12 protein-coding genes are annotated in these 17,274 nt (G+C 34.1%); 10 read left to right on the top strand and 2 right to left on the bottom strand.

What is annotated here, in order from left to right; all coding sequences use genetic code 11:
* Positions 1-224 precede the first annotated feature (224 nt).
* From ACEN3Z_RS09520 to addA, 6 genes are all read left to right on the top strand, one after another.
* A complete protein-coding gene (locus ACEN3Z_RS09520) occupies positions 225-941 on the top strand; it encodes a tRNA (adenine(22)-N(1))-methyltransferase (protein ID WP_407090664.1) in 717 nt (238 codons plus the stop codon).
* Complete coding sequence (locus ACEN3Z_RS09515) at positions 938-1,747, top strand: Nif3-like dinuclear metal center hexameric protein (protein WP_407090663.1); 810 nt, start codon at positions 938-940, stop codon at positions 1,745-1,747. Before ACEN3Z_RS09520 ends, ACEN3Z_RS09515 begins: the two co-directional genes overlap by 4 nt.
* 12 nt (positions 1,748-1,759) lie before the next feature.
* Positions 1,760-2,992 carry a peptidase T gene (pepT, locus tag ACEN3Z_RS09510; RefSeq protein ID WP_407090662.1) on the top strand — a complete coding sequence of 411 codons (1,233 nt, stop codon included), beginning with the start codon at positions 1,760-1,762 and terminating at the stop codon, positions 2,990-2,992.
* A 20-nt stretch (positions 2,993-3,012) separates the two neighbouring features.
* Positions 3,013-3,372: a thioesterase family protein gene (locus tag ACEN3Z_RS09505; RefSeq protein WP_138404999.1), complete on the top strand. Its 360-nt coding sequence runs from the start codon at positions 3,013-3,015 to the stop codon at positions 3,370-3,372.
* 109 nt (positions 3,373-3,481) lie between these two features.
* Entirely contained in the window at positions 3,482-7,087 is a 3,606-nt protein-coding gene (locus ACEN3Z_RS09500; RefSeq protein WP_407090661.1) for a PD-(D/E)XK nuclease family protein, read from the top strand.
* Positions 7,068-11,000 carry a helicase-exonuclease AddAB subunit AddA gene (addA, locus tag ACEN3Z_RS09495; RefSeq protein ID WP_407090660.1) on the top strand — a complete coding sequence of 1,311 codons (3,933 nt, stop codon included), beginning with the start codon at positions 7,068-7,070 and terminating at the stop codon, positions 10,998-11,000. The genes ACEN3Z_RS09500 and addA overlap by 20 nt, the downstream gene beginning before the upstream one ends.
* A 48-nt stretch (positions 11,001-11,048) precedes the next feature.
* On the opposite strand, the gene ACEN3Z_RS09490 is transcribed toward addA, so the two are convergent.
* On the bottom strand, positions 11,049-12,407 hold the full coding sequence (locus tag ACEN3Z_RS09490; RefSeq protein ID WP_407090659.1) for a putative glycoside hydrolase: 1,359 nt from the start codon (positions 12,405-12,407) through the stop codon (positions 11,049-11,051).
* A gap of 33 nt (positions 12,408-12,440) precedes the next feature.
* Positions 12,441-13,073 carry a YkyA family protein gene (locus tag ACEN3Z_RS09485; RefSeq protein ID WP_407090658.1) on the bottom strand — a complete coding sequence of 211 codons (633 nt, stop codon included), beginning with the start codon at positions 13,071-13,073 and terminating at the stop codon, positions 12,441-12,443.
* Positions 13,074-13,214: 141 nt separating this feature from the next.
* Between ACEN3Z_RS09485 and lspA the strand changes: the two genes are divergently transcribed.
* The 4 genes from lspA (at position 13,215) to ACEN3Z_RS09465 (ending at position 17,085) form a co-directional block, all read left to right on the top strand.
* On the top strand, positions 13,215-13,673 hold the full coding sequence (gene lspA / locus ACEN3Z_RS09480; protein WP_407090657.1) for a signal peptidase II: 459 nt from the start codon (positions 13,215-13,217) through the stop codon (positions 13,671-13,673).
* Entirely contained in the window at positions 13,673-14,611 is a 939-nt protein-coding gene (locus tag ACEN3Z_RS09475) for an RluA family pseudouridine synthase (RefSeq protein ID WP_407090656.1), read from the top strand. Before lspA ends, ACEN3Z_RS09475 begins: the two co-directional genes overlap by 1 nt.
* Positions 14,612-14,686: 75 nt before the next feature.
* Positions 14,687-15,388, top strand: coding sequence for a DUF2786 domain-containing protein (locus ACEN3Z_RS09470; RefSeq protein ID WP_138405007.1), 702 nt, complete (start codon positions 14,687-14,689; stop codon positions 15,386-15,388).
* Positions 15,389-15,582: 194 nt separating this feature from the next.
* The gene (locus ACEN3Z_RS09465; protein ID WP_407090655.1) at positions 15,583-17,085 is read left to right on the top strand and encodes a pyruvate kinase; all 1,503 of its coding nucleotides are present in this window, start codon (positions 15,583-15,585) and stop codon (positions 17,083-17,085) included.
* Positions 17,086-17,274 lie beyond the last annotated feature (189 nt).

Below are 17,274 nucleotides of genomic sequence, written 5' to 3'. Positions count from 1 at the left end.
TAAAGATGAGAACACAACACAAACTATCGTTGCATAGAGAGACACTTAAACATAGGAATAAAAAAAGAGCCAAGGTGACTGCGTCACCTGGCTCCTCGGTCCACCAACATCAAAAATTCATGAACCAATAAATATAAAAGATATGGCTAGTATAATTTACTTAATTAAATTGGTATTTAGTGATAAAATTAAAGTATTATCTATAAGAAGTTAAGAGGGAAAATATGAATTCAAATACATTATCAAAAAGACTCGATCGAGTCGCTCAATTCGTTGAAAAGCATGGAGACAATCCAATACGTTTAGCAGATATTGGAAGTGATCATGCTTATTTACCGTGTAATCTAGTATTAAACGATGCGATTGAATACGCCATCGCTGGAGAAGTTGTCCAAGGACCCTATCAGTCTGCTCAAAAAGAAGTGCGTCTACAAGGATTGAACGATTCCATTGATGTCCGTTTTGGAGACGGCTTTGATGTTGTTAATTTAAATGATTTAATTAACTTAGCGACGATATGCGGTATGGGGGGCATTTTGATTCGCAATATTCTTGAAGCAGGTGTGAATAAACTTGTATCAGGACATACATTAATTCTTCAACCAAATGTTGCTGAACCGCAACTCCGTTCGTGGTTAATCGAGAATCATTATCATATTATCGATGAGGATATTATCCAAGAACATAAACATAATTATGAAATAATTGTTGCTAGACATTTATCTGATGAAGAAAAGCAAGTATTAAATGACGAGGAATTATTATTTGGACCCATTAATTATCAAAAGCAGTCCAAAGAATTCTTTTCTAAATGGAAAAGTGAATTGGAAAGTACCGAGTATATTATTAATTCCATTAAACTTGCTACAAACGACAAGAATGATAAACTTGAAGAGTTGGAACAAAAATATCAACGCATTAAGGAAGTGTTAGAAAAATGAATAGGCAGTCGGTACGATTAAATGAATTAATGGATAACTTGAATAAATTATATCCAAGCGAATTGGCTGAAGAATGGGATCAAGTAGGACTTCATTTTGGATATAAAGATGCCAATGTTAGCAAAGTAATGACAACCTTAGATGTTAGACCTGAAGTCGTGAAAGAAGCTTTGGAACTTAGTGTGGATACGATTATTGTTCACCATCCGATACTTTTTAACCCAATCAAACGTTTCGATAATTCAACGGCTGATTTAAGAATGTATACTGACCTTATTAAAAATGACATCAATGTCTTTGTCTTACATACTAATTTAGATAAAGCATTGAATGGGATGAACGATTGGTTAGCTAATGCTTTAAAACTTAACGACATTAAAGAACTTGAGCCATCTGAAGACGGTTTAAGTGGCTTAGGGCGTGTGGGGAATTTGCCAGATACCTTTGTTCGTCAAGACTTAATTTCTTATATCAAAGATAAATTGAATGCGAACAATCTCACTTTAATAGAAAGAACACCAAAAGAGGCATATAATCGCGTCGCCATTGTTGGTGGGTCTTCCTTTGAATCACTATCAGCTGCTCTAGACGAGGAAGCGGATGTATTTATTACAGGTGACATTACTTTTCATAAAGGGCAAGACGCTTATGAATTTGATATACTTACCATTGATAGTGGTCATTACATTGAACACATATTCAAAGAGAAAATGGCTACAGTTATTAAAAACTTAGCTCAAGAGAATTTTTGGGATATTGAAGTCATTGAGAGCACTACAAACACAAATCCATTTATGTACGAATAGAAAGGTGATATTATGAGTATTTTTGAAAAAACAAAAGAGAGATTAATTAGATATGCCAAGATAGATACACGTTCAGATGTATTTAGTGAGACAATTCCTTCAACAGAGAAACAATTTGATTTATTAAATTTATTAGTTGAAGAATTAAAAGAGATTGGCTTAGATGAGGTAGAACTTAACCCAAATAATGCCTTTGTCACAGCAACATTACCAGCGAACACGTCAAAAGATGTCCCTTCAATTGGATTTATCGCGCACGTTGATACGGCAGATTTTAACTCTGTAAACGTGCAACCAAATGTGATTGAAAATTATAATGGACTTGCCATTACCTTAAATGCTGAAGAAGATATCGTCATGGATCCAGTTGATTTTCCAAACTTAAATAATTACATTGGAGAAACATTAATTACAACAGATGGAACGACCTTACTTGGTGCGGATGATAAAGCAGGGATTGCTGAAATTATAACAGCAGTTGAATATCTAGTGAACCATCCAGAAATTGAACACGGTAAAGTGCGTGTTGCATTTGGTCCAGATGAAGAGATTGGCCGTGGAGCAGATCACTTTGATGCCAAAGGCTTTGATGTTGATTTTGCTTATACTATGGACGGAGGTCCAGAAGGCGAATTAGAATATGAAAGTTTTAACGCGGCAGGCGCAACCGTTACAATAACTGGTAAAAACATTCACCCAGGTACTGCCAAAGGTAAGATGTTGAATGCAGTAACAGTTATGAACGAATTTATGAATGAATTCCCAGAACTTGAAGTACCAGAACACACAGAGGATCGAGAAGGTTTCTACCATATTTCTGACGTTGAAGGAACAGTGGATAAGGCTGTTCTAAGAATGATTATTCGTGATCATGATCGTAAATTATTCGAAGATCGTAAAGCATTCGTTCAATCAGCTGTGAACAAAATTAATGATAATTATCCATCTAAACCACTAGAACTTGAGATGGAAGATCAATATTACAATATGGGTGAAATTATTGAAAAAGATATGACGCCGGTTGATTTAGCCCAAAATGCTATGGAAACTTTAAATATCCAACCAAGAATTTATCCAATTCGTGGAGGAACTGATGGGTCTAAAATTAGTTTCATGGGAATACCTACACCTAATATCTTCGCAGGTGGCGAAAATATGCACGGTCGATTCGAGTATGTTTCAGTAGAAACAATGGAGAAAGCAGCTAATGTCATTATTAAAATTGTTGAATTAAACGCAAAATAATTTTAAGGGGTAATTAGATAATGAAGACATTGACCAAAGAATTCAAAGTGCAAGATGTTGTAACAGCAGCTTCTGTTGGTTCAGGTGGCTTAGAAGTTCTATCGTCACCGAGTATAATGGCTTGGATGGAAAATGTTTCTTATGAATTATGTCAAAATTACACTGACAATGACGAAACAACGGTTGGAATTGAGTTTTCTATGAAACACTTAGCGCCAACAGCCGTTGGGAAATTGGTTAGCATTACAGCTAAAATAACGGAACAAAATAAATCTATATTGACACTTTCACTTGAAGCTATGGTAGATGGGCAATTAATTGCTTCGGCTGATCATAAAAGAGCGAAAGTGAACAAAGAAAGATTTTTAGAAAAATTATAATAATTATTGAAGAAACGGAAATTATACCAGGCATTTTGGTTATATTTCCGTCTTTTCTTAGATAAAATGAGTTTAAAGCGACAGAATAGTTTATTGAAAGGAGTAAAGAATGGGATTACAAATTATAACTGGAGATCTCTCAGTAAATAAAAAACGCGTTATAATTGAAAAATTATTACATATTCTTGAAACCAATCCGAATGCAACGATTTATTATATTGTTCCTGACCATTTGAAGTTTGATATGGAGACTTTTGTCCTAAATACCATCGAAGAGGTCAAAGGGCAGGAAGAAGCAGCGATGATGTCATTACAAGTGGTTAGTTTCACGCGACTAGCATGGTTTATGATTCGACCTCAAAGTCCCAATCATCAAACAATTTCTGATGTTGGTTTAACGATGATTATTAGACAATTGCTTAGTGAATTAAAAGATGAACTCATTGTATTAAGAGGTCAAATTAACCATCAAGGTTTCATTGATAAGTTATTATCATTATTTAATGAGTTAATCGAAGGAAATATTACACCTGAAGATTTGTCACGCATAACGACTGATACACATAACGATGTTTCAGATATAAGTGAAGGTATACCTAATCTAGAACAACAAAAAATCGTCGAGATACAACTGATTTATACGAAATTTATTGAGAGAATTGACCTTTTAGATGTCTCACAATACAGCACTTTAGAGCAATTAGAAGCCTTTATTAAAAGTGAAGGACAATCAGATGACCATTACGCGATTATTGATCATTATTATTATTTTAATGCGCAACAGATGAGCCTTTTAATGCAGCTTTCAGCCTCTTTCAGTGATGTATGGCTCACATTGCCTATTACTCATTCATTAGCCAATAGCCAAGCGTTTCAGCCGATTCTGGATACAATTCGCTATACATACCATCAAGTAAAGGCGTTAGCACAGTTTAATCAAATTAAGGTGTCACCGGATTGGGACATTAATAAACCACTTCATACAATTGGAACTGATTTACTAATGACAGCGAAGCTATTTAAAGATATTCAAGAAATTGGGACGAGTATAGATGATGAGAAAACGAAGTACTTAAGCCCACCGATTGAAGTTTGGCAGGCGGATACCATTCAAACGGAGTTACGTCATGTAAGTAACCAAATTCACCATTTAGTAGCTACTGAGGGTTACCGATATCAAGACATTGTTGTTATGACACGTGAATTTGAAAGATATCAAGTGATAGCAAAACCGTATTTTGATGTGAACGATATACCTATTTTTATCGATAATGTTGCTAAGATGAATCAGCATCCTTTTGTTCTATTACTTGAGAGCTTATTGAATTTAAAACTTTATAATTGGAAATACGATGATGTGATGGGCTTCTTGAAGTCAGGTTTAATTATTCCTAAATTTCTAAAAGACACACCAATAGAGCAACAAGAGAAGATTAAAGACCAAGAAGTAAATTACTTTGAAAACATTATTTTAGCTAATGGTTATTTTGGTTACCGTTTAATTCAACCAAATTTTACCTGGCATTTTGAAGATGAATCCAAACTTGTTCAAGACGGTGATCGTACAACTCACTATACAATGAAAGAACTTGCTGAGAGATGGAGACAATGGATAATTTCTGACGTCAGCCAAGCCTTTAAAGCTTGGGAAAGTCCTATGACGGGCCAAAAGGCTGGAGCATGGCTCTATCAATTGATGCTTGATTTAGGCGTTCGTGATGAGTTTGTTAAACAACGCGATATTTCTATCGATACGGGTGAAGTAGAATCTTCTCGCCGGGATGAGCAAGTGTGGCAAGTATTCGTTGATCTATTAGATGAGTTTAATGAGATTTATCAGGACCAAACCATTTCATATGCTTTATTTGTTGAGTTATTAATCGCTGGTTTATGTGAATCAAGTTACCATATAATCCCTGCAACACTCGATCAAGTTACGTTAACGAGTGTCGAAAGTCCGCAGGTACAGCCATTTAAGATTGCTTTCTATATTGGTATGGACGACAAAACCTTACCGCTGAATCGACCAACCTATTCTTTATTAGATGAAGCATCTAGAGAGTTACTTCAAAAAGATTTACTCCCTCATCAATACTTAATGAAGCTTAACGAACAACAATATAGCCAAGAATTATTATTAGTGTACCAATTATTACTGAACGCTTCCGAACGAATTTATTTTAGCTATGCTACGAGTGTAAATAATCAAAGTATGCAATTAAGTCCATATATCATGCAAATAGTGAAACAATTGAAACTACCAAGTTACATATTTACGCACGATTTAGTTTCTGAATTGGAACATCTTCACCCAAGTACTTTTGGAAAATATAGTATGGAACAAAATTTATTACTTCAATTATCACATTACCTCACTCAAGATGAAGGTCTACTTAATAATCTGCATAAACAAGTATTTTTAGTTATGGATGACTATGATGGCGAAGAGAAAGAAACGCGTCAATCCATCGAAGCGATTGTTGAAGCAGTGGCGAAATTCAATGAATTACCAACTAATATCGCTCCAGAAATTGCGATTCAATTATTCGGTAAAGATATTAATGCTTCAGTTTCAAAAATTGAACAATATTTCCAAGATCCTTTTAGCCATTTCTTATTACATGGTTTAAAGATAAAAGAAAGAAAATTATTTGAACTTGATTATGCACGGTCTGGGGATTATTTCCATGACTTTTTAGATTCATTTACTAGACTATTAATTGATGAGAAATTAGATTTAAGACAAGTTGATATGAGCAATTTAAAGCAATTATTTAACCAAGTCAAAGGAAAATTAGAACAAGACGAACGATTTAATATTATGTTTAGTCATGCGAAGTTTAATGCGATTAAAACGCAAATGGACGAGCAACTGTTTCGTTTTATAAAATTTAGTCAAGCACAACAAAAACGAACGAAGATGACTTCAATTCAATCTGAAGCAGTATTTGGAATTTCACCATCCCCTGACCAATTAAAAGGATTCATTTACCCATTAAATAGTGGCGGACATCTAAGTATTAGCGGGAAGATTGACCGGGTTGATACAGCTAAAACTTCAAACAATACTTTTATACAAATTGTCGATTATAAATCAGGTAAAAAGGAATTTAATGTAGTTGATACGTATTATGGGCTCGATTTACAAGTATTAACTTATTTAAGCGTTGCTTTAAGCAATTACTCAGATACAAAGGCTTTCGGTGCATTTTACCAACCATTAATTCACTCCTACACAGCTTTTAAAGAGGCATCGCTGCCAGAATCTTTAGAAGCTATGGAAGAGTTACAATTATCTGAGAATACCTTTAATGGTTTTGTCAGTGTTGATGAAGAACAATTAACCTATATTGATTCAAGTATAGAAGTAACGAATAATAGTCTTATTTATCCTGTGAAGTTTAAAAAAGGTGGACTTTACAATGCCTACAGTCGAGTATTTACGGAAGAAGAGTTAGATATCCTCTTAAAATACGTCCACATGAAATTTAAACAAGCAGCGAATCAAATTCAAAATGGTGCGATTGAATTAAAACCATTCAAAGAAAATCAATACACGACATCATTACAACCGGAATACCGGGTAATAAGTGGGTTTGATTCAACTGAAAATTATCAGGCATACCGTGAAAAGACAATTAATAAAAAGAATATCATACAAGAAATGTTATTAGAATTGGACGAAAGTGGGGAAGATGAAGAAGATGATGAATAAGATAGAACCTAAACCGCTTAATTCGAATTTTAACGATGAACAATGGGAAGCAATCCAACATAAGGGAAGTAATATCCTTGTTTCAGCTTCCGCCGGTTCAGGAAAAACGACAGTATTAATTGAACGGATTTTTAATCATATATTGCAAGGATTTGCGAATGTTGATGAACTTTTAGTCGTTACCTTTACCGAAGCTGCAGCGAATGAAATGAAAGAAAGAATGGAGAGCAGATTAAAAGACGCAGTGAACGAAACACTGAATCCTGAGGAACAAAGACGATTAACACACCAATTATCTCTTTTACCTAAGGCAAATATTCAAACACTGCATTCATTCTGTCTAGAAATCATCCAAAATTTCTTTTATTTAATCGATTTTAACCCTAATTTCTCTTTAGTGACGGATCAGACGCAAGTACAGTTAATTTATCAAGATGTCTGGGATGACATGATTGTTTCAATCCATGATTCAAATTCTGAAATTGAAGATATTTCGCCTGAAATTTACCAATCACTTTTAGCGCGATACGGAAGTGTGCGTTCCGATGAAGCATTATTTGATACGATCATCGATATTTATAAATTTGCCCGCTCACAAACGAATCCAACTTTATGGTTAGAAGATGCAAATAACGCAAGTGCTAACTTTGAAGCATTTAAAGATAGTTTATTATATAAACAAACAATTAAATTTGTGCTTGAAACCAATAGCCTACAAGCCATTAAATTACTAGAAACAGCGACAAATTTACTGCATTCACTTTCTGACGAGGGCGTTTCTAAGTATGAGCCAATCATTCAAGAAGACTTACAACAAGCAAATTTTTTATTTGAATTGTCGAGAGAAGATAAACTTGAGGATTTATTCTCACAAGCGAGTTCAATTCAATTTGGCAAATGGAAAGCAAATAAGAAATCTTCCGAAGACTATGAAATAGTGGCTGAACTCAAAGAATTACGAGATGAAGCAAAAGACATTATCACTAAAAATATAGTGCCAATCTTTACTTATGAATATAAGTTAACTGAAAAAGTGGAACAAGAGCAGGGAAACATTATTTATTCCTTATCTCAATTAGCTAAACTATTTATGGACCGATTAGCTGAACATAAAACATCAATAAATATGATTGATTATAATGATTTAGAACATCTCGCCTTAGATATTTTAGCGCCATTAAACCAAGAAAATGAACAAAGACAAGTCAGTTCAGCTGCAATGTTTTATCATGATAAATTTAAAGAAATAATGATTGATGAGTACCAAGATATTAATGATATCCAAAATGACATTTTATACTTTTTATCACATGAGACACGAACTGAATTAAACGATAACTTATTTATGGTAGGGGACGTAAAGCAATCGATTTATGGTTTTAGAATGGCAGAGCCGAGTTTATTTTTAAATCGGTATTTAAACTATGCAAATTCTAGCGAAGATAAGCTCATTATCTTAGATAAAAATTACCGTTCAAGAGATGAAATACTGCAATTTACAAACTTCGTATTTGAGCGGGTGATGGATTCAGAATTTGGTGAGATGAATTATGGAAAAGCAGAATCACTTACAACTGGGAATAAATCTTTTGAACCAGCAGCGCCACATGAAGACTTTAATATTCAACTACTCTTATATGAAAAAGAAAATCAAGAGAGTGAAGAAATCGATGAGGCAGTCAGTGATGAGATTGCATTAGCAGATACTTCATTAGAAGCTGAAAGCCATATTATCGCTCAAGATATTCGAAATAAAGTAGCAGAAGGTTACTTAGTCTATGATAAGAAGTTGAAAAAACAAAGACCCGTAACATTCTCGGATTTTGTTATTCTTACGCCAACACGAAAGCCTTTCTTAATTGCACAACGAATCTTAGAAAGTTATGATGTACCGATTTATGCTCAAAAAGTTGAGAATTATTTTCAAAGACAAGAAGTTCAATTAATGTTAGCGTTATTAAAACTAATCGACAATCCTTTACAAGATATCCCATTAGTTGCGATATTACGATCATATTTTGTTCAATTAGATGATGAAGCCCTAAGTAAGATTAGGATTCATTCTCCCAATGGCTTGTTCTATGAAGCAGTCATTGCTTACTTAAATGACCCAGAAATCCAAGAGAGTAATAAAGATATCCATCAGAAATTGAGTAACTTCTTCAAGCAATTGACACATTGGAACGCCTTGTCAAAACGCATTTCCTTAGTGGATTTAATTTGGACGATTTACCAAGAAACATCTTTCCTAGATTATGTAGCAGGTTTAAATAACGGAGTCCAACGCGAGGCGAACTTACATGCCTTGTATGAGAAAGCATTGGAATTTGAGCAAAGCCAATACAAAGGCGTCTTTGGCTTTATTCGCTACATTGAGAAAGTAATGCAACAACAAAATGACTTAGCAGAGCCAGTTTTACTCGATGGGGAACAAAATTTTGTGAGACTGATGACTGTACATGCTAGTAAAGGTTTAGAGTTTCCAATTGTATATCTAATGGATACAGCTAAAAAATTCAATTTACAAGACGTAAGGTCGAAATCATACATCGCTTCAAAACACTTTGGGATTAGTTCTGATTACTATGACTTTGAAAACCGTATTAAATTTGACTCCTTTACAAAACAAGCATTTAAGATTGAAAAGGAAAATATGTTAAAAGCGGAAGAAATGCGTAAATTATACGTAGCCTTAACGAGATGTGAGCAAAAGCTCATGATTGTTGGAACGATTAAAAATGAAGAAGAGTGGCATACTAAACAAGAAGCGACGCAAGATAAAAGTAATCATGAGACATTAATGGTTCCTTTACAGGAGCGCCAAAGTGCTTCAAGTTGGTTAGATTGGATTAGACAAGCCATCGCTAAAGGTCAAACTGATTCCGGTTTAGCTGAATTTAATCTATCGCAAATCAATATTGAGTTTATCGATTTACAAAGCATTGCAGATTTACAAATTCAATATCAAATACCAGTAAATTACTCAAAGAAACCCAATTTAGCTAAGCAAATTGGACGTCTTGATGTCAATGATTTAAGTGATCAAAGCGTCTATAATCATATGAATCAGTTATTTAATTATAACTACACATATGAATTAGCGACGAATACCTCAAGTTATCAATCTGTATCTGAATTGAAACGCTTATACGAAGAACCGCGTATCGATAAAATTGCTTATTTCGAAGACCGTAGTGGTAACTCGAACGAAAGCCAAAATGTTGAAGAACACGAAAGCTCTTCGTCTATTCAAGGAATTCGCTATACTGAAGATACGTTTGAACCACCTAAATTCATAGATAACTTAGAAACCAAACCAAATTATGCTGAAATAGGGAGCGCAACACACTTCTTATTACAACAGTTAGACTTTTCGATTTTGGGAGAGAAAAATCAAACGCAATTAAAAGAAATATTAATTAAAACTAGCCAATCTCTCGTTGAAACGAAACACATTAGTAAACAATTGGCCGAATTAATCAACTATGATAGTGTCATCACTTTTATTCAAAGTGAATTAGGACAGTTAACGATTGAACATGCAGATCGAGTTAAAAAGGAACAAGCATTTTCTTATTTAACTCCAGCATTAAAATTATTTGAAAATAATATTGCAGCAGAGAACATGAAAGAATTGTCTGAAGATCAGTTGCTAATTCATGGGGTTATCGATAACTTTATTGAATTTGATGAAGATATCGTCATCTATGACTACAAAACGGATCGCTATAAACCTTATGCCAATATGACAAAAGAAAAACAAATTGAACAAATTGTAAATAAATATCGTTTCCAAATTAGTTTGTATTCAAAAGCACTGACAATTGCTTACAACAAACCAATTAGGCAAGCATATATAGTACTATTGGATTTTGGGGTATCCATTCCAATCGATACAATGTATCAACTTTAAGAATATAAAAAGAGCTCGACTAGCAAAACTAGTCGAGCTCTTTTATCTTTATTCAGTTACTTGTGCCGTCTCTACATCAGGAGCATAATCAACACCCGTTGTATATTCACCAGCTGCATTCCAAAGTAAATACTCATGAATGCCGTTTTCAGCTAAGGCATTAATTTGTCCTTGAACTTCAGTTGGACCGTACTCCATGAACATCGTAAAGTCCTGTAACCAAGGTCTTGAGACAATATTATTTTGAACTGGACCTAACACATATAATTCTTCTTGAATGTAAGTATTAGTAAATTCATAAGGGTAATAGTCTGGTACATCAAATCCAAAGAATCCAGAAGTCCAGTGAGAAGGGTAAATCATAGAAGATACCACATCTACTCGTTCAGCCATTTGAGTAAAGTTTTGACCAATACCACGAACGTCTGGAGCATCTCCAGCAACCGCTGTGTATCCGAAGATATCAGCACTAATTTCAACACCATAAGGCGTAAGTCGGTTATCGGCATAAGTTAAAAAGTCATTAATTGCGGCGACACGCTCGTAGCCTTGTTCATCGGGATTATCTGATTCGAATACCGAATATTCTCCCACTTCATATTCTAATTGAGTATGGAAAGTTTCAAAACCTTCAGGGAACCGAATATAGTCAAATTGAATATCTTTGAAGCCCATTTTAGCAGCTTCTTCAGCAATCGTAAGGACATAATCCCAAGCATCTTGACTGAACGGGTTAATGAACTTAGAACCATTCCCATCTGACCAAATTTCACCTGTGGCAGAATCTTTAAATGATAAGTCTGGACGCGCCTCGGCTAATAGATTATCTTTAAAAGTTGTGATACGAGCAATTGGATAAATTTCATTCTCTTCTAGGACACGTAAGACTTCAGCGTAGTCTACAGATCCTATTACGTTTTGTTGAACATACTCATTGTCAGTTTCAATAGGTGGAATGACGTTACCCCAATCATCTTTGAAGTCAATCACTACAGCATTTAATTCTGTTTCATTGATGTAATCGATAATGTAGTTAAAGTATTCTTCATTGGCAACATTCTCAGCCGTTAAGTAAACTCCCTTAACTCCGTCTTCAGGATAAGGAATAGAAATTCCACTATCATAGAAAAGGGCAGAAGGTAATTGTTCGGGTTGAGATAACAATGGCTCATCAGGTATAACTAAACCTTCATAGCGGTTCGTATCATTTGTAGCCACTCGGTTATTGAATTCAGTGATTGTCTCACTGTCATACTTTGGAGTTACTTCTGGCAGTGTAAAATACTGCGGTTCTTCTTGTTCAGCATTATTTGACTGCTGACAACTGGCCAAGACGAATACTGAAAGCAATAGCAAGGCAAATACTTTAGTATAAGAGTTGACTTTTTTGTTTTTTAAGTTGGACATATTAAAAACTCCTCTTGTCTTTATTACAAATTTCTAATTCGATTCTTGTAAATTAGCTAAATATACTTTAAAATTAATTAATTGCGCATTGATAGGTTCAAAGTACCCTAAGATACGCTCTAAATTAATTTGATTGGTTGTATGTAACTTTGACACACTATCAAATACAGCAAAGAAAGATGAGTAATCTGTTTCTGGATTTGCAATCGATTTGTATACGATTGATTCCGTTTCAATGGTATCTCGATAATCAGATATGTAAGTAACGATTTCTTGAGACAATTCCTGTAACTGAGTAATTTGATTTGTCACTTGTTCAGTTGGAAGCGGACTATTATCAGCTTGATTAGAAAATTCCTCAATCATTGTATCCAATTCACCACGAACTTCTTCTAATTTAGTCAAGTGTTCTTTACGGCGTCGAATATTTTGTTGGATGGGTGAATCATCACTAGCAAAATAAGTAAGATCATCTCCAGCGTTAGCAATGGTACTTTCAAATTCTGCTTGTAGGTTTCCTTCAGCAAGTTGTATTTCTGTTAACTCATTAACAATACTTGTAACGTTCTCCTGAACGAGACTGACTGTTTTATCAGCTCTTTCTACTGAGTTATCACAACCAGCAATAAATAGTGTTGTTATTAAGAGTATTACAATTTTATTCAAATGTTTCATAGACACTCCTTAAAAATGATTTAAATTGTTTAAAAAATAATAAATTTAATTTTTACTTAGATTAGTATATAATAACACTATTAGCAATTCAAATATTATTAAATATTTAGAACCTAAAGGCAAGGAGTATCTATGTTTTTATCTTTTTTCGTTGCAATATTATTAATTGTTTTTGACCAAATTGTCAAGTTTTTGACGGTAACAAACTTACAAGTAGGGGAATCAGCTGAAGGAATTGCCAATGTTCTCGATTTTTTCTATTTACGTAATGATGGTGCTGGCTGGGGCTTGTTCTCGGGTCGAGTGAATTTCTTTTTAATTATTACCGTGTTGGCTGCTGCTTATATTATTTATTTGATCTTCAAGAATCGTGACCATCATTTTATAACTCGTTTAAGTTACGGTTTAATTCTTGGTGGAGCTGTTGGTAATTTTATCGATCGAATTCGTTTAGGTTACGTAATCGATATGGTTAGACTCAAGTTTATAGATTTTCCGATTTTCAATGTAGCGGATGCTGCACTGACAATCGGAGTCGTATTGCTTATTATCGTAATATTATTTTTTGAAAATACAGAGGATGTTTTATAATGACAAAAATTAAAGAAACAAAAAAATTTGAATTAGAAGGCGAAGTAGGTCGTTTAGATAAAGTATTAGTAGACTTATTATCTGAAGAAACTTACAGCCGTTCTACCATTCAAAAATTATTAAAAAATCAGCACATTACTGTTGATGGCGTGCATCAAAAAGCAAATTACAAATTAAATGGGAGTGAAGTAATTAACGTTGAAATTCCTGAAGAAGAACAAATGGCTATCTTACCAGAAGATATTCCATTAGATATTATTTATGAAGATGAAGATGTTTTAGTTATTAATAAACCCATTGATATGGTTGTTCATCCATCAAAAGGGCATCAAAGTGGAACTTTAGTGAATGCTCTAGTGCATTACTTAGATGATAATTTATCTAATAATGAAGATACTATCCGTCCAGGGATAGTTCATAGAATTGATAAAGATACATCAGGTTTAATCGTTATAGCCAAAAACAATCTTGCCCATCAAAAACTTAGTGAACAATTAGAAGATCACTCGATGGGACGGACATATGTTGCTTTGGTCAATGAAGTGATTGAAACACCTACAGGTATCATAGAAGCGCCGATTAATCGTGACCCAAGTAATCGAATTAAATTTACGACGAATCATGCAGGTAGATACGCACTGACTCATTTTGAAGTATTAGAAACTTTTGCGCATAATACACTCGTTAAAGTTGAGTTAAAAACGGGACGGACGCATCAAATTCGTGTGCATTTAGAATTCATCGGCCACCCAATTGTAGGTGATCCTTTATATCGCCAAGGCGTGGGCCAAATGAAAGGGCAACTTGCTCGTCTTGATGATGGTCAGTTTTTACATGCTCAATCGCTTCATTTTATACATCCAACAACTGGGGAAGAAATGAATTTCGAAACAGACTTACCAGAACGCTTTGAAGAAGTTTTAAGAACTTTACGTTAAATTAGGCATCGTATTTATATTTTGTCTCAAAATATGATAAAATTAGTTATATTGCCATAACAAGGGGGTATTAATGTGTCAATCAATGATAAAATTCTCGATAAAATACGTAATTTGTTATCACTTGCTGAAGACGGTGGTAATGACGAGGAGAGTCAAACAGCCTTATTAATGGCCCAAAAATTAATGCTTAAATATAAAATTTCTCAAGATGAGTTAAATGAAGGTGGAAAGCAAGAGATTATTATCAAATCCCTTTCTGTATATAAGCGATTATATTGGTGGGAGAAAGTGTTAGTTAAGATCATTTCTGAAAACTTCAGAGTGATGTTTTATGTGCAGAGTAACCGACTGCCTCATCAAAAGAGCGTGCAAAGAAAGCTTGTTCTAATGGGTTATCCAGAAGATGTTGAATTGGCTTACGAAGTATTTTACTTAGCTGCAGAATCAATGAAACATTATGCAGGAATTCATATTAAAGATAATAATGAAGATTCTACACTTGCTCAAGCTCAAATTCGAAAAGCCTACTATCAAGGGTTTATGGATGGTTTAGACCATAAATTTGCCAAGCAAAGAGAAGAGATGGCAGATGATAATGAGAAGTTTGCTTTAATTATCAAAACTCCTCAAGATGTTGTAGATAAGTTTAATCAAGAAATTAATGGTTCTTTAGCCTTTAAACAACCTGATTTAAGTCGAAATAGCCATGCCTATCATGATGGTTATGACAGAGGACAAAATGTGTCATTAACGAACAAATACTTAGACCAATAATTTAATATCACTACTTTCAAGAGAATGTATAGATGAGTTATTTAAAGCACTGCAATTTTTGTAGTGTTTTTTTGTATTTCCATAAAATTTTATACCTATAAATATATATGTAGTAATAATAAAGGGTAACGTTTTCAAATGGCGATGAATATTGTTATAATCACATTAACAATAATATATTATGAGGTGAAAAAATGACATACTCAAGTATTGAAGAACAAACTCAAATTTATGATAATTTAACCGAATTATACCAACAAATAAAAGCTGAATCTGAAACTGAATTTAAAGCCATTGATAAAAATATCGAACGTAATGACTTTCGTGAAAGTGCTAGAAATTTGTTTGCATATCTTGCTTTAAGAAGACGAGATATCCGATCTTTACAAGCTGATTTATCTTCGTGGGGTCTTTCAAGTTTAGGTAGATTAGAGTCTAGAACGTTATTTACTTTAGAGTCTGTTATTAGACGTTTAGGAAATACAATTGGCAAAGATATGGAGATTGAAGAACCTGAATCAAAACAATCAACAGCTGGAAGAAACAGACTTGCTCAGAATACACAATTGTTTTTTGGAGATGCGCCAAGAGAAAGAAATACACGCATTATGGTGACAATGCCTACAGAAGCATCTGAAGACAAGGTGCTTTTGAAAGAATTAATTGAGAGTGGGATGAATGTTGCTAGAATTAATGCAGCGCATGACAATGAAGATACTTGGAGTGCCATGATAGACAATATTCATGAAGTAGCCGAAGAATTAGATAAAAAAGTAAAAATATTAATCGACATTGCCGGTCCTAAAATTAGAACAGATTGGGTCTTTACAAAATTTAAGAAACCCAAAGTAAAAGCAGGTGATTTAGTTCGTATGACTAAAGATTATGTAAATTTACCAGCTCTTGATGACGATATTAAAGTGACTATCGGTTGCAGTATACCTCAAATTTTTGAGCAATTATCAATTGATGATCTGATTTTGATTGATGATGGGTCCATTGAGCTTGAAGTGAAAAAGATTGGGGAGTCAGAAGCTTTACTACTAGTAAAGAGAGTCAGAGGTGGCTCTGTTAGAATAAAGGCTGAGAAAGGCCTTAATTTCCCTAAAACAGAGTTTGATATCGATGTCCTAACTGATGAAGACCGAAAAGCGATTCACTTTGCCGTTGAACATGCGGATATGATTGGTTGTTCATTCATTCGAACTACGGATGATATTGAAGAAATTCAAGCAGAAATTGAAAAAACGAATCGACCATTGAATGATATCCCATTAACGTTAAAAATTGAAACAGTTCAAGCAATGAATAACTTACCCGAAGTTATTCTAAAAGCTGGAAGTCGAAACCCAGTATCTGTCATGATTGCTCGCGGAGATTTAGCGGTAGAAAGTGGTTATGTGAGACTTGCTGAATTACAACAAGAAATCTTATGGATTTGTGAGGCAAGTGATACTCCTGTGATATGGGGGACAGAGGTAATAGCTTCAATGTTGGATGAAGGAATTCCTTCTAGAGCAGAGGTGACCGATGCCGCTGAAGGGAGCCGTTCTGAGTGTGTCATGCTTAATAAAGGCTCTTATATGTCAGATACAGTTCAGATGCTTAACGATATCTTAATTAAAATGGAAGAACACCAATATAAGAAAACACCTACATTAAGATCATTAAATGTCGCAAAGATTAAATTACCATAATAGATATACTAAATATTAACGGAAATTTATAATATATTTAGTATTAAATTAGACACTTTTAGTTATAACGCCGATTGTAAAATTAAGCTAGACAACTAAAACAGCCATTTGTGGTACACTCAACTTGTAATTCCGACCAAAGAATACAAAGGAGTGACCACAAATGACCTACACCCATCTTACCACGGA

The sequence above is a fragment of the Ruoffia sp. FAM 26254 genome (genome assembly GCF_045528545.1).
GTDB classification, from domain to species: domain Bacteria; phylum Bacillota; class Bacilli; order Lactobacillales; family Aerococcaceae; genus Ruoffia; species Ruoffia halotolerans.
This window is presented reverse-complemented; position numbering and strand designations above follow the sequence as displayed.